Source organism: Actinomyces sp. B33, assembly GCF_028437565.1.
In the GTDB taxonomy this organism is placed as follows: Bacteria; Actinomycetota; Actinomycetes; order Actinomycetales; family Actinomycetaceae; genus Pauljensenia.
The window spans coordinates 415,803-441,183 of the sequence record NZ_JAMRYR010000003.1; the positions used below are offsets into that span (position 1 = coordinate 415,803).

Sequence of the window (25,381 nt, forward strand, 5' to 3'; positions counted from 1 at the left end):
TCACTGGCCGCCCTTCTGGACGAAGCCCTGAACGAAGGCCTGGGCGTTCGTCTCCAGGACGGAGTCGATTTCGTCGAGGAGGGAGTCGATGGACTGGCTGCGGGCCTGGACGAGGCCGGCGGCGTCGTCCTCGTGGTCGTCGGCCGGTCCCGAGCCGGCGAAGATCTGGGTGTTCGGCATGCGTGTGCTCCTTCGGTGGGCTTTCTCGCCCGGTCAGAGGGCGCCCGCGTCGCGGGCGTCGGGCAGGGGGCGTCGGATGAGGTCGCCGTCCCCGGGGTCGATGACGAGGCTGGTCCACGAGGCGCGGACCAGCTGCGGGTCCTCGGCGACGGCGCGGCCGCGGACGGCGGCGCGCGTATTCGTCGGGGGTTCGTCGGCGGCGCGCTCGACCTGCTCGGGGGTGAACAGGCGCCGGACGAGTCCGGCGGCGTCGAGGCGCGCGACGAGGCCGTGGTCGGGGCGCAGGTCCGCCCACTGCAAGTCGATGGCCGCCAGGCGCGGATCCGACCAGCCGAGCCCGGCGCGCTCCTTCTGACGGGTCAGGAGCTGGTACTTCCCGACCCATTCGACGTCGGCGGCCACGGAGAACAGATCGGAGCGCATCCGGTCGAGGACCGACTGCCACAGGTCGAGAACCCGCCGGTCCTGGGGGTCCGGTTCGATCCCGGCGCGGTCGAACGCGGCCAGGACGAGGTCGAGGTAGACCTGTTGGAGCTCGGCCGCGGTGTACGAGCGCCCTCCCGCGGTGGCGGCCCGGTAGTCGAGGTCGGGATGGCGGGAGTAGTTCCACGTCTCCTGAACCGGGTCGTCGAGGGCCAGGGCGTCCCATTCGAGGCCGATGCCCTGCTCGATCGCCCACAGGACGAGCGAGGTCGTCCCCAGGCGCAGGAGGGTCGAGATGTCGAACATGTTGCCGTCCCCGCCGATGACGTGGAGGCGCCGGAATCTCGACGGGTCGGCGTGGGGTTCGTCGCGGGTGTTGATGATCGGCCGGTTGAAGGTCGTCTCCAGACCGACCTCGTTCTCGACGAAGTCGGCGCGCTGGGACATCTGGAAGCCGGCGGCCTGCGACTTCTGCCCGATGCCGACCCGGCCGGATCCGCAGATCACGGGGCGCGACACCATGAAGGGGGTCAGCCCGCGCACGATGTCGTCGAAGTCGACGTCGCGGCGGATCTGGTAGTTCTCGTGGGTGCCGTAGGCGGCGCCCTTGCCGTCCGTGTTGTTCTTGACGAGGACGACCTCTCCCTCACCGGAGCGGCGGACGAGGTCCATGATGCGCGCGGCGACGACCTCCCCCGCCCGGTCCCACAGGACCGCGTCCTCGGGGCCGAGCGTTTCGGGGGCGGAGTACTCCGGGTGGGCGTGGTCGACGTACAGCCGCGCCCCGTTCGTCAGAACGGCCGCCGAGGCCGCCGGCAGGGCGAGCTCCTCGGGGGTCGGCCTGGCGACCCGTTCGACGCCGCCGGAGGGGGCCAGGTGGTAGGGGTCGTCGGTGAGCAGCGACGGGTCGGCGGCCGCCCGCGACATCCTCATGCCGCGCAGGTCGTTGAGGGGGTCCTCCGCCGTGTAGTCCCAGCGCACCGGAGGCGCCGAGGCGGCAGGGCCCGAGCCGCGGGAGGTGCGCGCGTAGGCCCTGACCGCCTGGGTCGACAGGGCGACGGGGTTCGCCCACGGGTCGCCGGGCCGGTAGACGCCGTACTCGGTCTCGGTCGAGATGATCCTCTGCCCGCTCATCGGCCTACCCCCTCGACCGGGCGGATGGCGACGACGTCCTCGCGCAGGCCGATGGTACGCGCCCAGTCGTCCGGCGAGGAAGTCGCGGCCAGTTCGATGGACTCGCGCGTCTCCTCGTCGACGCCGCGCATGAGGTGCTCGAGGGACAGGCCCGGGGCGCCTCCCTCGAGGGCCTCCTTGATCGCGTGCTTCTTCGCCCGTTCGACGATGCCCGCGATGAGCGCGCCGGAGACGATGTCGGCCAGGTGGATCGGCCGGACGGTCCCCGAGGCGAGCGTCGCCTCGAAAAGGGTCGTCGACTCGTCGACGGCGTAGAGGCGGTCGACCGCTGCCGTGATCATCGCGGCGGTGGCCCGATCGGCGCCCCCGGCCGCGGCCGCCTCGTCCGCGCGGATCGGCAGGTCCCCGGTCAGGTACTTGGAGAAGATGTCGACGGCCCCGTCGCGGTCGGGCCGCTCGACGCGGATCCTCACGTCGAGGCGCCCGGGCCGCAGGACCGCCGGGTCGATCATGTCGGCGCGGTTGGAGGCGCCGATGATGACGACGTTGTCGAGGGCCTCGACCCCGTCCATCTCGGCGAGGAGCTGGGGGACGATCATCGTCTCGACGTCGCTGGACACGCCGGTCCCGCGCGTGCGGAACAGGGCCTCCATCTCGTCGAAGAAGATGACGACGGGGACGTCCCCGGCGGCCAGCGATCTGGCGCGCGAGAAGATCGCGCGGATCTGCCGCTCGGTCTCCCCGACGAACTTGTTGAGCAGCTCGGGGCCCTTGATCGACAGGAAGTAGGTCCGGGCCTGGGATCCCTGTCGGGTCAGGGAGTTCGCGACGGCCTTGGCGATGAGGGTCTTCCCCGATCCGGGGGGGCCGTACAGGAGGATCCCCTTGGGGGGCCGCAGCCCGTAGGCGCGGTAGAGGTCGGGGTGGCGCAGGGGCAGTTCGATGGCGTCGCGGACCTGCTGGATCTGCGCGTCGAGGCCGCCGATGTCGGCGTAGGTGGTCTCGGGGGTCTCGGGAGTCAGGAGCTGCTCGACGTCGGAGCGGACGATCCGCTCGAAGGCGATGCCCGAGCGCAGGTCGACCATGAGGGAGTCCCCGGGGCGCAGGTTCCCGTGGCGCAGGGGCCCGGCGAGGTGGAGCAGGTGCTCCTGCCCGGCGTCGCCGGCGACGAGGACCCGATCGGGGCCGACGAGCTCGAGGACGGAGGCCATCGAGCCGGTGCGGGTGAAGGAGTCGGGGGCGACGGCGATCATCTTGTCGTCGACGCGGACCCACTGGCCGTAGGACAGGGCGGCGAGGTCGAGGGCGGGGGCCACGGCCAGCCTCATGCGCCGCCCGTTGACGACGGCGTCGATCTGACGCGAGGACTGGTCGGCGCCGAGGAACATCGCGAGGGTCTGCGGGGGCCGGTTGACCTCGTGGAGCTGGGCCTGGAGGCGGACCAGCTCGCCGCGGACCTGGGTCAGCGCCCCGGACAGCCGTCCGTTCTTCTCCTCCAGGGAGACGACGAGGCGCTGGAGCTCGTCGATCCGGTCGGCGCGGGCGTCACTGCTCATCGTCGCGTCCCTCCTCGCCGCGGCCGGCGACCCAGGTGTCGGCCTGGGCGACGGTGTCGCGCCTCACCTTGCGGATCTTCTTCTCCGAGGAGATCCGCTGCCCGACGGCGTCGAGGGACCAGCCCTCCTCGGCGTCCCACTGCCCGCCCAGGCCCTCGGAGGCCTTCGACGGGCGAGTCGAGCGCTCCTGGGGGACGACCCCGGGGGCGAGGCGGCGGGCGATGAGGAGGAAGCCCGTGTGAGCGACCATCCGGTGCTCGGGGCGCACGGCCAGTCCGTCGAGGTGCCATTGGCGGCGCATGTCCTCCCAGGCGACGGGGTCCGTGAAGTCGCCGGTGGCGCGCAGGTCCTCGACGAGGCGGGACATCTGAGTGACGGTGGCGACGTAGCAGACGAGGACGCCGCCGGGGACGAGCGCCCGGGCGACGGCGCGCAGGTTCTCCCAGGGGGCGAGCATGTCGAGGACGATCCGGTCGACCCCTCCCTCGTCGAGGGAGTCGAGGACGGCCTCGACGTCGCCGACGCGCAGGTCCCACGCGGGGTGCTCGGCGCCGAACCACAGGTCGACGTTCGCCTTGGCAATGTCGGCGAAGTCCTGGCGGCGCTCGACGGAGATCAGATGGCCGCAGGGGCCGACGGCGTCGAGGAGCGCCAGGGAGAGGGCGCCGGAGCCGGCACCCGCCTCGACGACGGTCGCCCCCGGGTAGATGTCCCCCATGTGGGTGATGACGCCGGCGTCCTTGGGGTAGACGACGGCGGCGCCGCGCGGCATCGACATCACGTAGTCGACCTGGAGGGGGCGCATGACCTGGAACTGGCGGCCCTCGTCGGTCGTGATCACCTGGCCGTCGGGGCGCCCGATGACGTCGTCGTGGTCGAATCCTCCGCGGGTGGACTGGAAGCGCCCGCCGGCGACGAGGATCAGCTGGTGGAATCGGCCCTTGGGGTCGCGCACCTGGACGCGGTCCCCCTCGCGCAGGGGGCCCCGCCTCGTCTGCTGGCCGATCGGGGCGGTGGTGGTCTTCTCGTCTTTCATCGGTGGAATCCTATCGCGCCTGGGCCCAAGGGCCCGGGGAGGACGCAGATGCGGACGGCGGACGATAGCGTTGACCCCATGACCGCCCCCTCCCCCGCCCCTTCGCGCCTGCCGGCCCTGTCGGCCTCGCGCGCCAAGGAGTACCAGCGCTGCCCCCTCCAGTACCGCCTCCACGTCGTCGACCGGATCGTCGAGCCCGCGACCCGGGCGACGGCCATGGGCACCCTGATCCACTCCGTCCTCGAGGACCTCTTCGACTTCCCCGCCGTCGAGCGCACGGACGAGCGCGCCCAGGAGATCCTCGGCTCGCGGTGGGAGCAGATGTCGCAGGACCCCGGGGTCGCCTCCCTCTTCGAGGACGACTCCGATCGCGCCTCGTGGCTGGCCTCGACGCGGGAGGTCCTCGCCGGCTACTTCCGCGTGGAGGACCCGACGCGCCTCGAACCGGCGGCCCGCGAAGAGCGCATCGAGGCAGTGACCCCCGAGGGGGTGCGACTGCGCGGGTTCGTCGATCGGATCGACGCGGCCCCGACCGGGGCGCTGCGCGTCGTCGACTACAAGACCGGCAAGGCGCCGAGCCCGCGCTTCCAGGACGAGGCCCTCTTCCAGATGCGCTTCTACGCGCTCCTCCTCCAGCTCACCCGCGCGCTCCCGGCGCGCACCCAGCTCCTCTACCTCAAAGCCGGGCAGGTCCTGACGATGGACCCGCGCGCCGACGACATCGACCGGTTCCGCCAGCGGATCGTCGACCTGTGGGGGAGCATCGAGGCCGATGCCCGTCGGGGGGAGTTCCCCCCTCGGCGCAACCCCCTGTGCAACTGGTGCGGGGTACGGGCCCTGTGCCCGCTCTTCGAGGGGACCCCTCCCCCGCTCGACGAGCGCAGGATCGAGTGGCTCCTGTCCACCCGCGTCGCGTAGGCCCGCAGCCTCAATCCTCGAACTCGTCGATGCGCTCGCCCGCGGCGAGGCGTTCGAGGACCGTGGCCGTCAACGACTCCAACGACGTCAGGCGCGAGTAGTCGGCGCTCGGCCCGATCGGCAGCACCCCGGGGATGACGACGACGCGGGCCCCGGAGGCCAGGCCCGCCCGGATCCCCGTCGGGGAGTCCTCGACGACGAGGCAGTCGCCGATGGGGGCTCCCAGCCGACGGGCGGCCTCGAGATAGGCGTCCGGCGCGGGCTTGGGCCGATCGACCTCGTCGCCGGCGACGACCAGGTCGAAGCCCCCCGCGGGTGCGCCGTCGGCGACGGTTCGGGCGATCCGCGCCCACGCGGAGGTCACCAGGGCCAGGGGGATCCCCAGGGAGCGGGTCCTCGCGATGAAGTCCGGGGCCGCGGGCATCCACGGCGGTCCCGAGGCCTCGATCTTCGCGGCGACCCGCTCGACGAGGTCGATCTCCATCTGCTCGGGGTCGCGGGTTCGGGCGGCCGCGGCGAGCATGACGTCGATCGTGCGGCGCAGGGGGCCTCCGATCATCTGCTCGCGCATCCGGGGCGTCAGCGTCCCCCCGAGCTCGGCCAGGAGCGCGGCCTCGGACTCCTCCCAATAGGGCTCGGTATCGACCATGGTGCCGTCCTGGTCGACGAGCAGGGCCGCGGGCAGGCTCATGCGAGGGCCCCCGCGGCCTGCGCAAGCGCGACGGGCGAGGCCCCCCCGGCGTCCAGGACCCCCGTCAGGAGGAGCACCGCGACGACGAGCGCCAAAACGATGCGGTACCACACGAACGGCATGTACGACTTCGTCGAGATCAGCTTGAGGAACCAGATGATGCACGCCCACCCGACGCCGAAGGCGATGACGGTCGCGACGGCCGTCGGACCGGCGTCGACGCTCTCCCCACCGGCGACGACCTTGACGACCTTGTACAGCCCCGACGCGAAGACCGCGGGCATGGCCAAGAGGAACGAGTAGCGGGCGGCGGCCTCGCGCGTGTAGCCCAGGAGGCGCCCCATGGTGATCGTCCCCCCCGAGCGGGACACCCCGGGGATCAGCGCCATCGCCTGCGCCAAGCCGAAGAGCACCGCGTCGCGCCACGTCATCGCGTCGAGGGTCTGAGTCTGCCGGCACAGTCGGTCGGCCGCCCCCAGGAGGATGCCGAAGAGGGCGAGCATGCCGACGGTGATCCACAGGTTGCGGAACGACGAGTCGATCCAGTCCTCCAGGAGGAGCCCGAGGACGGCGATGGGGATCGACCCGACGATGATCATCCACCCCATGCGCGCATCCGGGTCCGACGAGGGCAGCCGCCTGTCGGTCGGCACGACCGGCAGCGCCCGGGCCCAGCGCCCGATGATCCGCACGATGTCCTTCCAGAAGACGATGAGGACGGCCGTCTCCGTTCCCAGCTGCGTGATCGCGGTGAACGCGGCCCCGGGGTCGGCCGATCCGACCAGGTCGCCGAAGATCCGCAGGTGCGCCGACGAGGAGACCGGGAGGAACTCGGTCAGGCCCTGGAGGAGGCCGAGGAGGATCGCATCGAGCCAGTTCATGCGACACACTCTACGGGCCGACCCATCGCCCGGTGCCCCGCCGATGGCGGCGCGGGACTGTGGGAACCCCCACGACGTAGGCTGGGCGCATGCGGATCAGACACTGCGGATCGACGGGCCTGCGCCTGTCCGAACTGGGCCTGGGGGCGGCGACGTGGGGGCGCGACACCGACGCACTCGAGGCCATCGACATGCTCAAGCTGTTCCTCGACGCGGGGGGCAGCTTCATCGAGGCCTCCGGTCTCGCCGGCAACGGCATGGCCGTCGACGTCGTCGCCCAGGGACTGGCCGCCTGCGGGCGCCACCGGGTGTCCCTCGTGTGGCGCGGGGGCGTCCGGCCCGACGGCCCCGGGGCGTGGGCGGCCTCGGGAGGGCGAGGCGACATGCTGCGCTCCCTCGACGACTCGCTGGCCCGTCTGGGGACCGACTACGTCGACGTGTGGCTCGGCGAGCCCGATCCGCGCGTCCCCCTGCACGAGACCCTCGAGGCCCTCGAAACGGCCCGCCGCTCGGGGCGCGCCCACTACGTCGGCCTCTCCCATGCGCCGACGTGGCCCCTCGTCGAGGCCCTGGTCCGCGCCGAGCTCACCGCAGAGGCGCCCCTGGCCCTCGTGGAGGACGAGTTCTCCCTCCTGTCGACCGGGGCCGCCCCGACCGTCGGCGCGCTCGCCGCCAGGGGCGTCGGCTTCCTCGTCCACTCCCCCCTCGCCGCTGGAGTCCTCACCGGCAAGTACCGGCACACCACACCACCGGATTCCCGCGCGGCCTCGTCCCACCTGCGCGCGAGCGTCGACCCCTACTTGGGAGAGGCCAGCCGGGGCGTCGTCGAGGCCGTCGTCCGGGCCGCCGAGGGGCTGGACCGCGCGCCCCTGGACGTGGCCCTCGCGTGGGCCAGGGACTTCCCGGGGGTGTCCTGCGTGGTCGTCGGGCCCCGAACGGTGCGCCAGCTCGACCAGATCCTTGAGGCCGACGGGCCGCTGCCCGCGCCGATCCGCCAGGTCCTCGACGAGGTCGCCGGCGTGGGGGCCGCCGTCGTCTGAGAGGACGGAGCCCTCATAATGCCGCGGGGCGCCGTCCCGGGGTCCCGGGTCGGCGCCCCGCGGGCGTTCGCCTGCGGTCAGTCGTCGATGTCGACGAACTCGTCGTCGTCATCGGGGTCGAGGTCGTCCCCGTCCTCGTCCTCCTCGTCGTCAAGATCATCGTCGAGGTCGTCGTCGAGCAGGTCGAAGGGCAGCTCGGCCCCGAACCTGGTGAAGAGCTCGTCGTCGTAGGTGAAGAAAGCATCGCGCAGGGCCTCCTCGGCGGCATCGAGGGCCTCCGGATCGGCGTCGGCCTGCGACGAGATCTCGTAATGGCGCTCGAAGGCATCGATGAGCCGGGTCAGGGCGCGGCGGGGATCAACAGTCATATGACGATCCTATCGTCGTGCGGCGAGCCGAATCACGGCAGATTGAGTTGCGAGCGGATAACGGACACCATGAGGTCGGCGCCCTTGATCTCGGCGGTCTGGTCCGCGCCGAGGATCCGCGTGGACCCGTCGGCGTCGAGGAGCTGGGAGGCCCCCATGTTCGGGCCGAGGGGCAGAATCACCCATTCCTTCGTCGGCTGGTAGACGGCGTCCGGCTCCTCCCCCTCGATCTGGGAGGAGATGTTCGCGATGACGATCCGGGCCTGCTGGCGGGCCGCGTCCGCGCGCTTGGACTCGCGCACGTCGGTCAGGTCGCCGACGGCGTAGGCGTTCGAATGCCCCGTGATCTGCAGGGTCGGCTCCATCCGGATGGCCCCGGAGGGCAGCAGCGCGTCCTCGTACCCGGTCCCGGCCAGGAACCCCGAGTTCGGCCGCGACCCGTAGCACTGGAACCAGATGTCCCCCTCGACCTCGTCGCCGTTCTTCGTGGAGACCTGGAAGTGGCCGAGCTGGCCGACGTTGTGGGGAGGCAGGAACGCCAGTTCGGAGCCGGTGATGACGCGGACGCCGAGCTCGTCGAGCTGCTCGACGATCTGGGCGCGCAGCTCGTCGGTGTACCCGGGGGTCGACAGGATCTCGTCGGCCTTCTCGACGATGGTGATCTCAAGATCGGGGTAGGCGTTGGCGAGCTCCCCGGTCAGCTCGATGCCGACGGTCCCCCCGCCGACGATCATCACCGACCGGGCGCCGGCGAGGTTCTCGTGGAGCTGCTCGAGGCGGGCCTTGGCGACCTGGGTCTTCGACGACGAGTACTTCGCGGGGAACGGGTAGGTCGATCCCGTGGCGAGGACCACGTAGTCGGCCTCGATGGGGTCGCGTCCGAAGACGTGGACGGTCGTCCCGTCGACGCGGGAGACGGTGCCCTGGATGAACTCCCCGCGGGCGAGCAGGTTCGTGTAGGGCATGAAGATCGCGTGCTCCCACACCTGGTCGACCGCGGCGCGCAGGGCGCCGGCGTGGTGGACGAATTGGTCCTTCTGCTCGATGAGAACGACGTCCGCGATCGGGTCGAGTCCCTTGGCGACGGTGATCCCGCCGTAGCCCCCGCCGATGACGACAACGCGCGCCATATCAGTCTCCTTCACGTAGGTTGGGCCATATCTTCTCACCCCGGGCCAGAATGCGCTCGGGACGGAGGGCCTCAGATGCTCCGGCCGATCCCCAGCGCGCGGGCGACGTCCGGGGCGAAGAAGTCCGGGCCCTTGAGGACCTTGCCGTCCTCGCGCAGTTTGACCGACCCGTCGGGCATGAGCTTGGACAGGTTCGAGGCCTGGACCTCGGCGAGCACGGCGTCCAGGTCGATCCCCGATTCGAGGGCCATCCCGTAGATGACGTAGACGAGGTCGGCGAGGGCGTCGGCGGTCTCGACGAGATCGCGGGTGGCGTCGTCGGCGTCGACGGCCCGTTCGACGGCCTCCTCGACGAGGTCGCGGGCGCTGTCCCCGTAGACGGCGCCCATGAGCTCGGCGAATTCCTCGCAGATGAGGGACATGCGCATCCCGAGGCGCTCGTAGTCGAGCGTCGGCGCCTCTGCGGACCCCAGGCGCACGGGCATCGAATAGGTCCGGTGGAACTGCTCGACGAGCGCCATCGGGCGGGAGGGGTCGAGGGCGGGGCCGCTGGCGGCCGCGGGGCCGGGGCCGTCCCAGGGGGCCGCCGGCTCCATGGGCTCGCCCGCGAGGATCGCCGCCTGCCACAGGTCGGGCTTGTCCCGGCGGCGGCGCACCCCCTCGCGCGCGAGACCGGCGCGCCACGCGGGCTTCCACGAGGCCCAGTTGCCGACGTGGGCGTACCACTCGACGCGGTCGGCCCCCATCGTCTCGAAGGCCGCGACGACCGCCAGGCGGACGGCCTCGGTCATCACCCCGCGGCCGCGGTGCCGGGCATCGACGAAATAGGCGAGTTCGAGGCTGGAGCGATCCCGCACTCCCCGGATCAGTTCGAGGCGGCCGATGAGGGTCCCGTCCGCGCGGTCGCGGATCGCCCAGTCGGCGCTCCCGCCCTCCCATTTGGCGGCCGAGCCGGCGAGATTCTCGCGGGCCATGTCGAGCCGGTAGGGCGTGGGGATCTGCGTCGTGTCAGAGATCCGGGGGTCGGACAGGATGGCGGCGGTCAGGTCCTGGGCGTCGTCCATGCCGATGGGCACGAGGCGGATCGTCTCTCCGTCGACGCTGAAGGGGGGGATGGCGCTCACGGGCGCTCCTCTCGGCTCTGGTCCCACGCGGTGGCGAGGATGTTGCCCATCGCGGTGACGGTCTGGTGGTCCTGGACGACGTAGGCCCGATCGATGAGGTACGTGGGCACGAGGTCGATGCCCATCTGCACGCCGATCTGGTAGTCGGAGAAGACCTGGGAGGCCCACTGCTCGTCGACGAGGGCGTCCATCACCCGATGGGGGTCGACGCCCAGGTCGTGGCCGACGCCGATGAGGACGTCGGGGTCGGAGACGTCGAGCCCCATTTCGAAGTGGCTGCGACCCATGGCCTCGGCCATGCGCAACTGGAGGGTGTCGGGCCCCGTCGTCCGGCCCGCCTCGACGTCGAGGTCGTGGGCGGCCGCGATGACGCGGTGCGCGCTCGCAGTCGGGGCGACGACGACGCTGTCGAAGTCGAAGACGACGCCCTCGGCGCGCCCGAGGTCGTGGATGCGCCGATGATTCTCGTCGATCTCGTCAGCGGTCAGTCGCGAGACGGAGGCGAGGAATTCGCCGCGCGTTCCCTCGAAGCGGGCGTCGAGCTGGGGGTCGAGGAAGTAGGCGTGCCACGCGACCTCGACCTCGTCGCGGTGGGCGAAGGAGGCCAGGGCCGTGCGCAGGTGCCGGATCCCCAGGTAGCACCAGGGGCAGGCGATGTCGGCCCAGACGTCGATGTGCATCGTGCGGCTCCTCCCTGTCGGCGCGCGGCTCGCCGCGGTCCATGAGAAAAACCCCGGAATCTGACGATTCCGGGGTCCGTCTGTGCGCGGAGGGGGACTTGAACCCCCACCCTCTAATACGAGGACTAGCACCTCAAGCTAGCGCGTCTGCCTATTCCGCCACCCGCGCAGGTGACCACGACGATCATCCGGGGACGTTCTCCGTGAGCAGGCATGAGCTTAGCACGGCGTTATTCCTCGACGCCAATCGGCCCCGGTCAGGCCCGGTTCCCCTTCTGCTCGGAGTGGCCACGGGATCCGGAATACGTCTGCTGGGCGCGCAGGCGGGTGTCGAGCAGGGAGAAGACCCGGACGATCTCCTCGATCTGCTCGTCGCTCATCAGGTCGAGGAGGAATTCGCGGACCGCGTCCTGGTGCAGGCGCGTCGCCGAGAGCACCGTCGTCACCCCCTGCGGGGTCAGCACCGCGTCGAAACCGCGCCCGTCATCGGCCGACGGGATGCGGACGACCCATCCATCGCGGGTGAGGTTCGAGACGAGGTAGGTCACGCGCGACGGGGAGTAGACGACCCGTTCGGCCAGCTCCCCCATGCGCAGCCGGCGCTCAGGGGCCTCCCACAGGGCCAGGAGGATGTTGTAATCGGGCATCGACAGCCCGCACACGCGTTTGAGCCGGGTTTCCAGGACCCCTTGAAGACGACCCGAGGCCTCGAAGAAGACGCGCCATGCGCGGGCCCGCTGATTGTCCTCCTCGGTGATCGGGTTGAGCCCCGGTCGTTGATCCACTCGTCGTCTCCCCTCGCATGACCGGGACTGCCCGGACCCTGCCGCGATGATATGGCATAGTGACGGTCACATTCTCGAAAAAAGAAAGGCACAGCCGTGGCTTTGACCGACGCGTGGACGTGCATCCTCTTCGACATCGACGGCACCCTCGTCGATTCCGCGCCGATGGTGATCCGCGCCTTCGAGGAGTCCCTGGGCGCCGCCGGGCTGCCGGTGCCCGACCGGGACCATCTGCGCCGCTACGTCGGACCGCCGCTGCACTGGTCCTTCTGCGACCTCGGGTACGCCGACGACCGGGCGTCCGCGCTCATCGAGTCCTACCGCTCCCTCTATGACTCCTCGTTCCTCGACCCGCTCCCCTTCCCCGGGATCCTCGATCTCGTCGCCGAGCTGGACGAAGCGGGCTATCCGCTCGGCACGGCCTCGTCGAAGCAGCACTACATGGCGGTCGAGCAGATGCGCCACCTCGGCCTCGACGCGCGTCTCGACGTCGTCGTCGGCGCCACCGAGGACCCGGGATGCACGAAGGCGACCGTCATCGCCGACGCCCTCGGGCGCCTGGCGGCCCTCGGGCACGACGTGTCCCGCCCGGTCCTCGTCGGCGACTCGATCTGGGATGTCGAGGGCGCCCACGAGGCCGGGATCCCCGTCATCGGGGTCGGCTGGGGGTACTCCCACGACGGGGGCCTGGACAACGCGGACGCCTACGCCGCCGACGTCGATGCGCTGCGGACGATGCTCCTGCCCCGGGGATGACCCGTCGGGGTCTCGGGCCGGGGCCGGCGCCCGGAGGGCCAGGGCCCTCCCGCGGGGTCACCCCTCGATGAGGGCCCGCAGGTCGTCGACGTCGATGGGCGCGCCAGTGGCGCCGTCGCCGTCGACGACGGAGGTGACGAGGCGCCGTTTGCGCTCCTGGAGCGCGAGGACCTTCTCCTCGATGGTGCGGGCGGCGACGAGCCGGTAGACGTTGACCTTCTTCGTCTGGCCGATGCGGTGCGCGCGGTCGACGGCCTGCTCCTCGGCCGCGGGGTTCCACCACGGGTCCATGACGTAGACGTAGTCGGCTTCGGTCAGCGTCAGCCCCGTTCCCCCGGCCTTGAGGGAGATGAGGAAGACCTGGGCGCGGCCCGACCGGAACTCGTCGATGACGCGCGCCCGGTCGCGCGTCGACCCGTCGAGCTGGACGACCGACAGGCCCCGCCTTTCGAGGACGGCGCGGATCCTCGCGAGGAAGGACGTGAACTGGCTGAACACGAGGGCCTGATGACCCCTGGGGACGATCTGGTCGAGCTGGTCGGCGAGGTACTCGGCTTTGGCCGCTCCCACGTGGGCGTAGGACTCGTCGACGAGTGCGGGGTCGAGGGCGAGCTGGCGGAGCCTGGTGATCGATGCGAGGACGTCGATGCGCCGGCGCCGGAAGTCCTCCATGAGGGAGAGGATCGTCACGCGCTCACGGGTGAGGTACTGGTCGTAGATGCGACGGTGCTCCTCCCCCAGGTCGATCTCGAGGACGGTTTCGATCTTGTCGGGCAGATCGCGGGCGACGTCCTCCTTCGACCTGCGCAGGATGAAGGGCGCGGTCAGGCGGTGGAGGCGCGCGAGGGCGTCCGCGTCCCCGTCCTGCTCGATCGGGCGGCGGATCGCGTCGTTGAAGGACTTCCACCGCGGGAGCAGGCCGGGCGAGCAGAAGGAGAGGACCGCCCACAGGTCCGCCAGGCTGTTCTCGACGGGGGTCCCCGTCACTCCGAAGCACCAGGGCGCGCGGATGCGGGTCAGAGCCCGGTGGATCGCGGTGCGCGGGTTCTTCGCGTTCTGCGCCTCGTCGACGACGAGTCCGCTGAAACTCCTGGAGGTCCAGTCGTCGGCGTCGAGGCGCAGAACGGTGTACGAGGTGACGACGACGTCCGCCCGCTCGCAGACGGAGTCGAGGTCCTCGCCCCGGCGCTTGGAGGTCTCGGTCACCGCGCGCACCCTCAGTCCCGGGAAGAAGCGGTCGGCCTCCTGCTTCCACGTGCCGACGACCGAGGTGGGGGCGACGACGAGGACCGGGGGCTCCTCCGATCGGTCGGCGCCGTCGGCGCGCAGGGCGCTGATGGCCGAGAGCATCTGGAGGGTCTTGCCCAGGCCCATGTCGTCGGCGAGGATCCCGCCCAGTCCGAGCGACGCCCGGCGGATCAGCCATTCGCGTCCCTCGGCCTGGTAGGGGCGCAGGACGGCCCGGCAGGGGCCGGTCGGGAGTGGCCGGCTCGGGCCGGTCAGGGCGTCGAGGCGGCTCCGCCAGGAGGCGGCGGCCTCGACGATATCGGCGTTTTCGACGAATTCCTCCCACAGGCCGAGGTGGAGGACGTTGATCCGGGGGGCGTCGTCCGCGTCGTCGAGGAGGGCGGCCTCGTCGAGGAGATCGCGCAGGCGCTGGATCCTCTCGCCGTCGAGACGGACCCACGTCCGGTCGACGAGGAGATGGTCGTCACCCCGGGCGAGGGCCGCGAGGACGTCGGCGAGGGGGACGTCCCGCCCGTCGACGCTGATGGAGATCCGCAGATCGAACCAGTCCGTCGTCGAGTCGTCGACGCGGGCGACGACCCGCAGGGCGTCGTCGTCGACGCGGATCCGCCCGACCTCGTCGGCGACGTCCCAGATGAGACCGGGGTCGTCGAGGGCGGGGACGAGCCGGGAGAGGATCTCGGGCGCCCTCCAGGCGGGGGCGCGCAGGGTCTGCGGGCCGGGCCGCCACAGGCCCTCGGGGGCTCGCTCGCGTCCCAGGGCGTCGATCCTCGCGGCGATCGCCGCGACGTCCTCGTCGTGCGCCGCCTCGGCGAGGGGGAGGCGCGAACGGGTCCCGGAGAAGTCGAATTCGGCCCACCAGCGCACGGTCACCGAGTGGACGCCGTCGACGCGGACGGTGGCGACGAGCCGGGCGGGGGCCTCGGCGAGGGAGTCGGCGCTCGAATCGAGCGAGACGATCCCGATCCGACGGCGCAGGGCGGGCAGCCATCGGGTGCGGAACTCCGCCATGTCCTCGGCGGGGATCTCGATCCCTCCGGGGGGCAGCTCGTCGAGGAGCGACAGCCCGTTGATCCTCGCGAGCCGGGTGCCGCCGTCGAGGATCAGGGCGCGCGCCCGGGCGTCGATCCGGGGCCTGGCCACGATCGCCTCCCCGTTGCGGGCGATCGGCGCGAGAACGAGCCCGTCGCCGGCGGCCCTCGCGTCGAGGTCGATGTCCCACGTCGAGTGGTCGAGGACCAGGGGCGTCAGCGGGTCGGTGCCGGCCAGGAGGAGGACCCCGGAGCGGGCCAGGCGGGTGAGCCATCCGATCGCCTGTTCCCCGAGGGATTGAAGGGACACCTCCCCGGGGGAGAGCCAGTCGCGGTTCTCCCGGGAGATCCGGTATCCCTCGCGGATCAGGGCGAGGTGGGTCGCGTTGAGGCCGTCGACGACGGACTCCCATTGGGCGGAGGTCAGGTCCGGCCACGCGGCCCTCTTCTCGGTCCAGGCCACGCGGGTCCCGGGTCGCAGGGGGGTGAGCCACGTCGGCTGATCGGGGTCGTGGGCGTCGACGAGGAGGGCGAGAGGCTCGCCTGAGCCGGTCCCGCCGGCGCCGACGAGACGGCTGAGGGAGGCCTTCCACGCGGCGACGGGGCGGGCGTCGCGCAGGGATTCGCGCATCGTCAGGGCAGCGGCGACGGCGTGGGCGCAGTCGGCGCCGATCGGGCAGGCGCAGGTCATCTCGAAGCGGCCCTGGCCCGGGGCGATCCACGTCTTGTAGGCGAGGCCGGAGTCCCTGACGCGGCCGATGACCTGCCCCCCGGTCCCCCACTGCGTCTCGACGACGGCACCGGCTCGCCACAGCGTCAATCCCCGGGCCCATGTCGCGGGCCCGACCTGGGCCATGAGAGCGGCGTCCTCGGCCGTGCGCAGGGACTCGGCGAGCTCGGGGTTTTCGGGCATCTGCCCAGTCTATTCCACGTGCGCCCGGGGCGCTTCGCCGCTCTCCTGGGGCTCCCCGCCCTCGCCCTCCCCGGGAGAGCCGTTCGCCTCCGCGATCCCGCGGTGCCAGGATGGCCCCATGCTCCACATGATCTTCCTCGAGCCCGAGATCCCCGGGAACTCCGGGGCCGCGATCCGCCTGTCGGCGTGCACCGGATCGATGCTCCACCTCGTCGAGCCCCTCGGGTTCGACATGGACGACGCGAAACTGCGCCGCGCCGGACTCGACTACCACGATCTCGCGCACGTGAAGGTGCACCCCGACCTGGATTCGGCGCTCGCCGAGGTCCCCGGCCGTGTCTGGGCCTTCACCGGGCGGGCGTCGACGCCGTACACGGAGGTCTCGTACGCCGATTCCGACGGCCTCCTCTTCGGCCGGGAGTCGGTGGGACTCCCCGCGTGGGCGATGGACCATCCCCGCATCGAGGGCCTCGTGAGGATCCACATGGTCGGCTCCGCGCGGTCGCTCAACCTCGCGAACTCGGCGTCCATCGCCGTGTACGAGGCGTGGCGCCAGATCGGCTTCCCCTCCGGGGTCTGATCCCCCGTCGCCGGTCAGCGCCTGCGCATGCGCGCGGGGCGGTCGACCTGCTCGGCGAGCTCGACGATCCGGCGTGGATTCGACCACCACATCCACACGAGCCCGATCGCCGACACCGCCAGCGGGAGGAAGTAGTAGTCCTCCCCCAGACCGGTCCACGCCGATCGAGCCGCACGGACCTCGGGCAGGCCCAGGCCGAGGATCCACAGGATCACGGGGGCGACGAGTGTCGTCCCGATGGCCGACCATCCGACGAGGCGCATCCGCCGTCCGTTGTGCGTCAGGGCCGCTGCGGCGACGAGGTAGACGCATCCGGCGACCAGGGCGAGGATCGAGGGCCCCCAGGGCTCGGACTCGTGGTCGAGGATGTCGACGACGGCGGTGGCCGCCGTCCACGCGCCGAAGAGCCAGTACACGGCCATGACGAGACGCCCCAGGCCCAGTGCGCGGGGCCTGTCGTCGACGACCCCACCGATGGGGGTCGGATCCAGTGGCTCGCTCACTCGTCCTCCTTCAGGTCAGGGCTCGATCCTAGCCGTCCGGCAGCGCGTCCGTTTCCGGCTCCCGGGGGCCGGGGAGGTCCGCGGGGCGGCGCCGATGTGGGCCGTTGCACCGCGAACAGGGGCTCACCCCCACGACACGACCGGGTTCGAGTGGGACAATAGGCCCAGATGGCCACCGAGGGCCACCGTCTTGTCTCGACACCAAGGAGTGGAACACGTGAACGAGCCCGAATACGACATCGTCGTCTTGGGAGCAGGCTCCGGCGGGTACGCCACCGCCCTGCGCGCCGCCCAGCTCGGATTGTCAGTCGCCCTCATCGAGGGCGACAAGGTCGGCGGCACCTGCCTGCACCGCGGGTGCATCCCGACGAAGGCCTACCTGCACGCCGCGGAGACGGCCGACGCGGTCCGCGAATCGGAGGCATTCGGGGTGCGCTCCTCCTTCGAGGGCGTCGACATGGCCGCTGTCGGGGCCTATCGGGATTCGGTCGTCAACAAGATGTTCAAGGGGCTCCAGGGGCTGATCTCCTCCCGCGGCATCGACGTGATCCGCGGATGGGGGCGCCTGGCCTCGAAGGACTCCGTCGTCGTCGACGGGCGGACGATCACCGGCCGCCACATCGTCCTGGCGACCGGCTCCTACTCCCGTTCGCTTCCGGGCCTGGAGATCGGCGGCAGGATCATCACCTCCGATCAGGCCCTTCAGATGGAGTGGGTGCCCTCCTCCGCGGTGATCCTCGGCGGGGGCGTCATCGGCTTGGAGTTCGCCTCCGTGTGGCGCTCCTTCGGCGCCGAGGTGACGATCATCGAGGCCCTGCCCCACTTGGCGAACAACGAGGACGAGGCGATCTCCAAGCAGCTCGAGCGGGCGTTCCGCAAGCGGGGTATCGCCTTCCACACGAACACCCGTTTCTCGGGAGCGTCGCAGGACGACTCGGGCGTCCACGTCTCGACCGAGGGGGGCAAGTCCTTCGACGCCGATGTGCTCCTCGTGGCCGTGGGCCGGGGCCCGGTCACCGCGAACCTCGGGTACGAGGAGGCGGGGATCCGCATGGAGCGGGGCTTCGTCCTCACCGATGAGCGGCTCCACACGGGAGTCGGCTCGATTTACGCCGTCGGCGACATCGTCCCGGGCCTGCAGCTCGCCCATCGCGGTTTCCTCCAGGGGATCTTCGTCGCCGAGCAGATCGCCGGCCTGTCCCCCGTGATGATGGAGGAGTCGGGGATCCCGCGCGTGACGTTCTGCGAGCCCGAGATCGCGTCGGTCGGTTTGACTGAGAAGCAGGCGCGAGAGCGCTACGGTGATGCCGTGCGCACCGTCGAGTACAACCTGGCCGGCAACGGCAAATCGACGATCCTGGGCACTGCGGGGCTCATCAAGCTCGTCAGCGTCGAGAACGGCCCGATCGTCGGCTTCCACGGCATCGGATCGCGGATCGGCGAGCAGATCGGCGAGGGGGAGCTCATGGTCAACTGGGAGGCCCATCCGGAGGACCTCGCCGCGCTGATCCACGCTCATCCGAGCCAGAACGAATCCATCGGGGAAGCGGCCCTCGCCCTGGCGGGCAAGCCCCTCCACGTCCACAACTGACCCTCCGGAACAGCTAGGAGAACATCATGGCAACCGCAGTGACGATGCCCGCCCTGGGCGAGTCCGTGACGGAGGGAACCGTCACCACCTGGCTCAAGGCCGTCGGCGACACAGTCGAGGCCGACGAGCCCATCGTCGAGGTGTCGACGGACAAGGTCGACTCCGAGGTCCCCTCGCCCGTCGCGGGCGTGCTCCTCGAGATCCTCGTGCCCGAGGACGAGACGGTCGAGGTCGGCACCGAGATCGCCCGGATCGGCGACCCCTCGGAGGCGCCCGCCGATTCCCCCGCGGACGCGGGCGCCCAGGACGTCGCGACGACCGACGCCGGCCCGGAGGCCGCGGCCCCCGATGAGCCCGCCCCCGCGCAGGAGCCCCCCGCCGATCGCGGCTCGCAGGGGTCCGCCGAGGGCGTCGAGGTGACGATGCCCGCCCTGGGCGAGTCCGTGACGGAGGGGACCGTCACCACCTGGCTCAAGGCCGTCGGCGACGCGGTCGAGGCCGACGAGCCGCTCCTCGAGGTGTCGACGGACAAAGTCGACTCCGAGGTCCCCTCGCCCGCCTCCGGCTATCTCGCCGAGATCCGCGTCGACGAGGACGAGACCGTCGCGGTCGGCACGGTCGTCGCCGTGATCTCGCAGGACGTCCCGTCCTCGGGCTCGGCCGAGGAGGAATCCCCCGAATCGGGTGCTCCCGAGGCCGACGAGCGGCCCGCCGAGCGGGCTGCCTCCCCCGCTCCCGCGGCCCCCCCGGCTCCCCCCGCTCCTCCGGTCGCCCCTCCGGCGCCCGCCCGAGAGTTCCCGACTCCCGAGTCCCTGGCCCCGGTGGCCGCGGCCGGGGCCCCGGCCGCGCCGGCGCCCGCGCCGGCAGTCGCCACCGGCTATGTGACGCCGATCGTCCGCAAGCTGGCCCGGGAGGCGGGCGTCGATCTATCGACGGTCTCCGGCACCGGCGTCGGCGGGCGGATCCGGCGTGAGGACGTCGAGGCCGCGGCGAAGGCCGCCGCTCAGGCTCCGGCCGCGTCTTCTCAGGACGCGCCGGCCGCCCCCGCCCCCTCGCGCGAGCCCTCGCCCCTGCGCGGGACGACCGAGAAGATGACGCGTCTGCGCCAGACGATCGCCCGCCGCATGGTCGAGTCCCTCCAGACCGCGGCGCAGCTCACCACCGTCGTCGAGGTCGACGTGACGAGGGTGGCGGCCCTGCGCGCGAGGTCGAAGGACGCGTTCCAGGAGAAGAACGGCACGAAGCTCACCTTCCTGCCCTTCTTCGTCAAGGCGGCGACCGAGGCCCTGAAGTACCACCCGAAGGTCAACGCGACCATCGTCGACGACAAGCAGGTGACGTACCACGATCACGAGCACATCGGCATCGCGGTCGATACCGAGCGGGGCCTGCTCGTCCCGGTGATCAAGGACGCCGGATCGAAGACGATGGCCGAGATCGCCTCCGCGATCAACGACCTGGCCGCCCGCACCCGCGAGTCGGCAATCGGTCCGGAGGAGCTCTCCGGGTCGACCTTCACCATCACGAACACCGGCTCGGGCGGGGCGCTCTTCGACACCCCCGTTCTCAACATGCCCGAGTCCGCGATCCTCGGCGTCGGCACGATCGTCAAGCGCCCGATGGTCGTGCGATCCGCTGACGGCTCGGATTCGATCGCGATCCGGTCGATGGTCTACCTGTCGTTGTCCTACGATCACCGCCTCGTCGACGGGGCCGACGCCTCGCGCTACTTGATGGATGTCAAGAAGCGCCTCGAGGAGGGGGCCTTCGAGGAGGATCTGACGGCCTGATCCGTTGTGCTCACGCGGGGCGCGCCCATGGGCGCGCCCCGCGTGACGCATCCGCCCCCGATCCCGGCGCGGTCACCGAGTCGGGCCGAGCCCGGTCGGCGGTGAGCCCGGGGTCGACCAGGAGGATCCGCAGTCGCCGGGCCTGCCCGACGTCCTCCTCGCGGCAGGAGGTCGCATCGCACCAGCGCAGCTCGTCTTGGCGGATGACGACGAGCACGTCGAGGCCCGCGGGTGAGCAGCCGATGACGTCGACGCTCATCGGGGTCGTCGTCAGCCTGTCGATCCGCAGTCCTCGGGCGACGAGCGAGTCGATGCGGGCGCCTTCCTCCTGGCCGAGGGCACCGGAGACTACGCGGCCCAGCGCCGCGGGTTCGGCTTCTTCGATCGCACGATCGCGGATCCGCAGGATCTGGTCGATCCTCTCCTGGGCCATCCGGGCGCCGGGGCACTCGATCGGAGAGCCCCTCGTCCGGGGGCTCGTCGATTCCAGCGGCGCAGTCGCGACCGCGCGACCCCGGGCGCCGACGGAGCCGGACGCCGCCGGCTCGAGGCGGCCGAGGACCTGCCCTCCCCACGCGAGGACGGCGATCATGCCGGCCGCCGCGCAGCCGACGGCGATGCGGCGTATCGGCGTGCGATCGGGCCTCGAGTCGGTCTTCCGGGGCCGTCGGCTCGGAACCGTCGTGGGAGTGGCGGCCGCGGCGCGGCGCAGGTCGATGACGGCGCGCTCGGGATCGAGGAGCATCGGCTCGAGGAGGGACCTGGCGGCCTCCTCATCGACCGTTGAGGGGCTGAGCGGCGGATCAGCGTCCCGGGCGTCGGACGATTGCGGGGGATCCTGCCCCGTCGCGGCCGGTGCCGTTGCCGTCTGCGCGCGGGCGCCGGGCTCGCGGGGCGAATCGAGTCCGAGGGCCGCGAGGATCAGCGCCAGGGCGCCCAGATCCCCGTGCTTCCCCTCCCCTGTCCCAAGCGACCAGCCGGGCGTCCCCGACTCCGGTGCGGGCGGGTCGATGAGGTCGACGAGGACCGCCCGGCAGGAGGAGTCGACGACGATGTTGGCCGGCGACAGATCGCCGTGAACGAGGCCCGCGCGGTGGAGGGCCTCGACGCCCTCGCGGATCCCCTCGCCGAGACGGCGTCGGATCTCGAGGGGCCGGATCCTCGGGCCACCGAGCAGGACGTCGAGCCCGTCCCCCTCGACGTATTCCTGGACGACGGCCCACCGGCCGTCGTCGTGGCGGACGACGTCGTGGAGGGCCGCCACATGGGGGGAGTCGATCCGCGCCCAGGCCCTCCATCGAGCGCAGGACGCGTCGCCCTCCTCGCGACCGCGCAGGGCGATGAGCGCCGGTCCTCGATCGGAGGTCGTCTGCCAGAGCGGGCCGCGCGAGGTCATGCGGACGATTCGCCCCAGTTCGTATCGTTCGATCCTCATGGGACGAGCCTCTCCCGGCAGCCGATCCGGCCTCAAGAGGGGGCGCGTTCCTGTGGAGAAGCGCGCGCGTCACCGCGAGGCGACGATCACGGGTAGGATGTTCGGGTTATGAGCGAGAACACTGCCTCAGAGAAGAAGCGCCGCTGGTATCACAACATGGCGGACGCCTATCGCGTCACCGCCCGGACCTACCCGTGGGTCGCCTGGGCGCTGATCGGATCGGCCGCGGCCACGGTCGCGGTCATCGTCCTCATCGGGGTCGTCGCCCTGCGCGGCAACTGGATCCTGTGGACGATCCTCGGCGTCTTCGCCGCGGCGACCGTCGCGATGTCGCTCCTGTCCTTCCTCGTTCGACGCGCCGTCTACCAGCAGATCGACGGCACGGCCGGGGCCGTCAAGGCGGTCCTCGATCAGATCCGCTCGGGATGGATCATCCCCGAGGCCCCCGTGCACGTCACCCGCGAGCAGGACATCGTCTGGAGGGTCGTCGGCCGGGCCGGCGTCGTGTTCATCTCCGAGGGGCCCTCCTCGCGAGTCCAGCCGATGCTCGCCACCGAGCGCAAGCGCGCCCAGCGCATCATTCAGAACGTCCCGGTCCACGTGATCCAGGTCGGCAAGGAGGAGGGGCAGGTCCCCCTCGCCAAGCTCCAGTCGCGGCTGCGCTCGCTCAAGAAGCAGTTGACGAAGGAGGAGGTCCCCCTCGTCTCGGCCCGTCTGTCGGCGTTGCGCTCGAACGACCTGCCGATCCCCAAGGGGATCGATCCGATGCGCGCGCGCCCGAATCGCCGGGCCATGCGGGGACGCTGATCCCCTCATCACATTCTGAGACACCCCTCCGCATTAATATGCGGAGGGGTGCATACTATGTGTATTAATTGTCCTCCCGGAAGGCCCATCATGCGCACCCTGCCCTCGCTCCTGTCCCTGACGGCGATCACCGCCCTCGCCCTGACCGGTTGCGCCGACCCCGATTCGACGCCCGCCCCCTCCTCCGCTCAGTCAGGGAGCCAGTCCCCCGCCACGGACATCCAGTCGTACGACGTCTCCCAGATCCCCGTCGTCGACGAGATCGCGGCCCTGGTCCCCCAGGAGGTCAAGGACCGCGGAACCCTGCGCAACGGCGCCTCCACCGACTACGCCCCGGGCGAGTACCGGGCCACCGACGGCCAGACGCCCGTCGGCTACGACGTCGACCTGACCCGCGCCCTCGCCAGGGTCATGGGCCTCGACGAGGGCACGACCTCCCACGCCGAGTTCCCGACGATCATCCCCGCCCTCGGACCCAAGTTCGACGTCGGCATCTCCTCCTTCACCATCACCCCCGAGCGCGTGGAACAGGTGAATCTCATCTCCTACATCGAGGTCGGATCCGCCTACGCCGTCGCCACCGGCAACCCCTCCGGATTCGACCCCGCCGACCCGTGCGGGACGACCATCGGAGTCCAGAACGGCACGTTCCAGCACGATTACGCTCAGGAGCTCTCCGACCAGTGCGTCGCCGACGGGAAGGAACCGATCGCGGTCATGCCCCTCGACCTCCAGACCGACGTCTCGACCAAGGTCATCGGCGGGCAGTACGACGCGACCTTCGCCGACTCGACGGTCATCGGCTACACGGTCGAGCTCGCCGGCGGCAAACTCGAGCAGATCGGCGACGCCATCGAATCCGCCCCCCAGGGCATCGCCGTCAACAAGAACGACGAGGCCCTGACCGCCGCCGTCCACGCCGCCACCCAGTACCTCATCGACGAGGGCTACCTCGCGAAGATCCTCGGGGCCTACGGCGCCGAGGACTCCGTCCTGCCCCTCGCCGAGATCAACCCCGCCCTGTGAGAGCGGTGCCGGCCGGGCCCAGCCCGGCCGGCACCCGTATGAGGAATCCATGTCTCAGATCAAAGACGGCGTCGAGCTGCTCGAATCCACACCCGTTCCCCGTCCAGGCCGATGGGTCAGCGCGATCGTCGTCGCCCTCATCGCCGCGATGCTCGCCAAGGCTCTCATCACGAACCCCAACTTCCAGTGGGGCGTCGTCTGGGAATGGCTCTTCTCCCGGACGATCATCAGCGGCGTCGGATACACGCTCCTGCTGACCGTCATCGCCATGGCGATCGGCACCCTGCTGGCCATCACGATGGCGATCATGCGCCAGAGCATCAATCCGATCCTGCGTTGGGTCGCCACCGCCTACATCTGGTTCTTCCGGGGCACCCCGATCTACACCCAGCTGATCTTCTGGTCGCTCCTGCCCTCCCTCTACCCGACGCTCTCCTTCGGCATCCCCTTCGGGCCCGCGTTCGCCTCGATCGACACGAACGCCTGGTTCACCCCCTTCGTCATGGCCTGGGTCGGGCTGTCCCTCAACGAGGGCGCCTACCTCGCCGAGATCATGCGCGCCGGCCTCCTGTCCGTCGACAAGGGCCAGTGGGAGGCTGCCACCGCCCTGGGCATGCCCCGAACGACGATCTTCCGCAGGATCATCCTCCCCCAGGCGATGCGCGTCATCGTCCCCCCGATCGGCAACGAGACCATCTCGATGCTCAAGACGACCTCCCTCGTCGCGGCGATCCCCTTCACCCTCGAACTGACCTTCGTCGCCCAGACCAAGGGCCAGTCCCTCTTCGCCCCGATCCCCCTCCTGCTCGCCGCCGCCCTCTGGTACCTCGCGATCACCTCCCTGCTGATGTGGGTCCAATCCCACATCGAGCGCCATTTCGGCAAGGGATTCGAGCGGCGGGAATCGACCCCCGGCCCCTCATCGACCCCCTCCACCAACACGACCTTCCTGGATGTCACCCCATGACCAGCACCACCCGCTCCACCGCCCCCATGGTCCGCGTCGAGGGCGTCCACAAGTTCTTCGGCGACCTTCACGTCCTCAAGGGCATCGATCTGGAGATCGCCAACGGCGAGGTCTGCGTGATCCTCGGCCCCTCCGGCTCCGGCAAGTCGACGCTCCTGCGCTGCCTCAACCAGCTCGAGGAGATCTCCGCGGGCCGCGTCCACGTCGACGGAGAGCTCCTCGGATACCGCGAGGACGAGCGGGGCCGACTCCACGACCTCCCCGACAAGGAGATCGCCCGCCAGCGGTCGCGCATCGGCATGGTGTTCCAGCGATTCAACCTCTTCCCCCACAAGACGGCGCTGGAGAACGTCACGGAGGCCCCCGTCCACGTCCTCGGCCTGCCCAAGGACGAGGCGCGCCGCCGCGCCCACGACCTCCTCGACCGCGTCGGCCTGGCCGACCGGGCGGACCACTACCCGGCCGAGCTCTCCGGCGGCCAGCAGCAGCGCGTCGCCATCGCCCGGGCCCTCGCGATGGACCCGGAGATCATGCTCTTCGACGAGCCGACGTCGGCCCTCGACCCCGAGCTCGTCGGCGAGGTCCTCTCCGTCATGCAGGACCTCGCCCGTTCCGGGATGACGATGGCGGTCGTCACCCACGAGATCGGATTCGCCCGGGAGGTCGCCGATCACGTCGTCTTCATGGACGACGGGGTCATCGTCGAGGCGGGGTCGCCGACCGACGTCATCGATCACCCCCAGCAGGATCGGACGAGGGACTTCTTCTCCAAGGTCCTTTCGTGAGGA

24 protein-coding genes and 1 tRNA gene are annotated in these 25,381 nt (G+C 71.0%); 10 read left to right on the forward strand and 15 right to left on the reverse strand.

Features of this window, described 5'->3' with window-relative positions; genetic code table 11:
• The 4 genes from M3T53_RS06425 to M3T53_RS06440 are packed head-to-tail and all read right to left on the reverse strand — an operon-like array spanning position 1 to position 4,329.
• Positions 1-180, reverse strand: a complete 180-nt coding sequence (locus M3T53_RS06425) for a ubiquitin-like protein Pup (protein WP_272433648.1) — start codon at positions 178-180, stop codon at positions 1-3.
• Positions 181-213: 33 nt separating this feature from the next.
• Positions 214-1,737: a depupylase/deamidase Dop gene (gene dop, locus M3T53_RS06430; protein ID WP_272433649.1), complete on the reverse strand. Its 1,524-nt coding sequence runs from the start codon at positions 1,735-1,737 to the stop codon at positions 214-216.
• Positions 1,734-3,293, reverse strand: a complete 1,560-nt coding sequence (gene arc, locus M3T53_RS06435) for a proteasome ATPase (RefSeq protein WP_272433650.1) — start codon at positions 3,291-3,293, stop codon at positions 1,734-1,736. The genes dop and arc overlap by 4 nt, the downstream gene beginning before the upstream one ends.
• Entirely contained in the window at positions 3,283-4,329 is a 1,047-nt protein-coding gene (locus M3T53_RS06440; protein WP_272433651.1) for a tRNA (adenine-N1)-methyltransferase, read from the reverse strand. Before M3T53_RS06440 ends, arc begins: the two co-directional genes overlap by 11 nt.
• Before the next feature lie 78 nt (positions 4,330-4,407).
• On the opposite strand from M3T53_RS06440, the gene M3T53_RS06445 reads away from it, so the two are divergent.
• The gene (locus M3T53_RS06445; RefSeq protein WP_272433652.1) at positions 4,408-5,247 is read left to right on the forward strand and encodes a RecB family exonuclease; all 840 of its coding nucleotides are present in this window, start codon (positions 4,408-4,410) and stop codon (positions 5,245-5,247) included.
• Between the two features lie 10 nt (positions 5,248-5,257).
• Here the strand turns inward: M3T53_RS06445 and M3T53_RS06450 are convergent, their stop codons facing one another.
• Together M3T53_RS06450 and M3T53_RS06455 are read right to left on the reverse strand one after the other, a co-directional pair.
• The gene (locus M3T53_RS06450) at positions 5,258-5,938 is read right to left on the reverse strand and encodes an HAD family hydrolase (RefSeq protein WP_272433653.1); all 681 of its coding nucleotides are present in this window, start codon (positions 5,936-5,938) and stop codon (positions 5,258-5,260) included.
• Positions 5,935-6,819: an undecaprenyl-diphosphate phosphatase gene (locus M3T53_RS06455; RefSeq protein WP_272433654.1), complete on the reverse strand. Its 885-nt coding sequence runs from the start codon at positions 6,817-6,819 to the stop codon at positions 5,935-5,937. Before M3T53_RS06455 ends, M3T53_RS06450 begins: the two co-directional genes overlap by 4 nt.
• Before the next feature lie 89 nt (positions 6,820-6,908).
• Here M3T53_RS06455 and M3T53_RS06460 point away from each other — a divergent pair, with 89 nt between their 5' ends.
• On the forward strand, positions 6,909-7,859 hold the full coding sequence (locus M3T53_RS06460; RefSeq protein WP_272433655.1) for an aldo/keto reductase: 951 nt from the start codon (positions 6,909-6,911) through the stop codon (positions 7,857-7,859).
• Positions 7,860-7,936: 77 nt separating this feature from the next.
• Here M3T53_RS06460 and M3T53_RS06465 read toward each other — a convergent pair whose 3' ends face one another.
• The 6 genes from M3T53_RS06465 to M3T53_RS06490 form a co-directional block, all read right to left on the reverse strand.
• Positions 7,937-8,227, reverse strand: a complete 291-nt coding sequence (locus M3T53_RS06465) for a DNA primase (RefSeq protein ID WP_272433656.1) — start codon at positions 8,225-8,227, stop codon at positions 7,937-7,939.
• Positions 8,228-8,259: 32 nt separating this feature from the next.
• On the reverse strand, positions 8,260-9,357 hold the full coding sequence (locus M3T53_RS06470) for an FAD-dependent oxidoreductase (RefSeq protein ID WP_272433657.1): 1,098 nt from the start codon (positions 9,355-9,357) through the stop codon (positions 8,260-8,262).
• Positions 9,358-9,428: 71 nt separating this feature from the next.
• Positions 9,429-10,481 (reverse strand): GNAT family N-acetyltransferase, encoded by a 1,053-nt coding sequence (locus tag M3T53_RS06475; RefSeq protein WP_272433659.1) that lies wholly within the window; start codon positions 10,479-10,481, stop codon positions 9,429-9,431.
• Positions 10,478-11,161, reverse strand: coding sequence for a DsbA family oxidoreductase (locus M3T53_RS06480; RefSeq protein ID WP_272433660.1), 684 nt, complete (start codon positions 11,159-11,161; stop codon positions 10,478-10,480). The genes M3T53_RS06475 and M3T53_RS06480 overlap by 4 nt, the downstream gene beginning before the upstream one ends.
• A gap of 83 nt (positions 11,162-11,244) precedes the next feature.
• Positions 11,245-11,330 (reverse strand) — tRNA-Leu (locus M3T53_RS06485).
• An 88-nt stretch (positions 11,331-11,418) separates the two neighbouring features.
• Positions 11,419-11,946, reverse strand: a complete 528-nt coding sequence (locus tag M3T53_RS06490; protein ID WP_272433661.1) for a MarR family winged helix-turn-helix transcriptional regulator — start codon at positions 11,944-11,946, stop codon at positions 11,419-11,421.
• A 96-nt stretch (positions 11,947-12,042) separates the two neighbouring features.
• Between M3T53_RS06490 and M3T53_RS06495 the strand changes: the two genes are divergently transcribed.
• Positions 12,043-12,702, forward strand: coding sequence for an HAD family hydrolase (locus tag M3T53_RS06495; RefSeq protein WP_334540453.1), 660 nt, complete (start codon positions 12,043-12,045; stop codon positions 12,700-12,702).
• Between the two features lie 57 nt (positions 12,703-12,759).
• On the opposite strand, the gene M3T53_RS06500 is transcribed toward M3T53_RS06495, so the two are convergent.
• Positions 12,760-15,894, reverse strand: a complete 3,135-nt coding sequence (locus M3T53_RS06500; RefSeq protein WP_272433662.1) for a DEAD/DEAH box helicase — start codon at positions 15,892-15,894, stop codon at positions 12,760-12,762.
• Positions 15,895-16,012: 118 nt separating this feature from the next.
• Between M3T53_RS06500 and M3T53_RS06505 the strand changes: the two genes are divergently transcribed.
• On the forward strand, positions 16,013-16,474 hold the full coding sequence (locus tag M3T53_RS06505) for a tRNA (cytidine(34)-2'-O)-methyltransferase (protein WP_272433663.1): 462 nt from the start codon (positions 16,013-16,015) through the stop codon (positions 16,472-16,474).
• A gap of 14 nt (positions 16,475-16,488) precedes the next feature.
• Here the strand turns inward: M3T53_RS06505 and M3T53_RS06510 are convergent, their stop codons facing one another.
• On the reverse strand, positions 16,489-16,977 hold the full coding sequence (locus tag M3T53_RS06510; protein ID WP_272433664.1) for a hypothetical protein: 489 nt from the start codon (positions 16,975-16,977) through the stop codon (positions 16,489-16,491).
• Between the two features lie 217 nt (positions 16,978-17,194).
• On the opposite strand from M3T53_RS06510, the gene lpdA reads away from it, so the two are divergent.
• Positions 17,195-18,568: a dihydrolipoyl dehydrogenase gene (gene lpdA / locus M3T53_RS06515; protein ID WP_272433665.1), complete on the forward strand. Its 1,374-nt coding sequence runs from the start codon at positions 17,195-17,197 to the stop codon at positions 18,566-18,568.
• A gap of 26 nt (positions 18,569-18,594) precedes the next feature.
• Positions 18,595-20,358, forward strand: a complete 1,764-nt coding sequence (gene sucB / locus M3T53_RS06520; protein WP_272433667.1) for a 2-oxoglutarate dehydrogenase, E2 component, dihydrolipoamide succinyltransferase — start codon at positions 18,595-18,597, stop codon at positions 20,356-20,358.
• Between the two features lie 10 nt (positions 20,359-20,368).
• On the opposite strand, the gene M3T53_RS06525 is transcribed toward sucB, so the two are convergent.
• A complete protein-coding gene (locus tag M3T53_RS06525; RefSeq protein ID WP_272433668.1) occupies positions 20,369-21,793 on the reverse strand; it encodes a protein kinase domain-containing protein in 1,425 nt (474 codons plus the stop codon).
• Positions 21,794-21,901: 108 nt separating this feature from the next.
• Here M3T53_RS06525 and M3T53_RS06530 point away from each other — a divergent pair, with 108 nt between their 5' ends.
• The 4 genes from M3T53_RS06530 (at position 21,902) to M3T53_RS06545 (ending at position 25,378) form a co-directional block, all read left to right on the forward strand.
• Positions 21,902-22,600: a DUF4191 domain-containing protein gene (locus M3T53_RS06530; RefSeq protein WP_272433669.1), complete on the forward strand. Its 699-nt coding sequence runs from the start codon at positions 21,902-21,904 to the stop codon at positions 22,598-22,600.
• 90 nt (positions 22,601-22,690) lie between these two features.
• A complete protein-coding gene (locus tag M3T53_RS06535; RefSeq protein ID WP_272433670.1) occupies positions 22,691-23,626 on the forward strand; it encodes an ABC transporter substrate-binding protein in 936 nt (311 codons plus the stop codon).
• Between the two features lie 49 nt (positions 23,627-23,675).
• A complete protein-coding gene (locus M3T53_RS06540; protein ID WP_272433671.1) occupies positions 23,676-24,593 on the forward strand; it encodes an amino acid ABC transporter permease in 918 nt (305 codons plus the stop codon).
• Positions 24,590-25,378 carry an amino acid ABC transporter ATP-binding protein gene (locus M3T53_RS06545; protein ID WP_272433672.1) on the forward strand — a complete coding sequence of 263 codons (789 nt, stop codon included), beginning with the start codon at positions 24,590-24,592 and terminating at the stop codon, positions 25,376-25,378. The genes M3T53_RS06540 and M3T53_RS06545 overlap by 4 nt, the downstream gene beginning before the upstream one ends.
• Positions 25,379-25,381 lie beyond the last annotated feature (3 nt).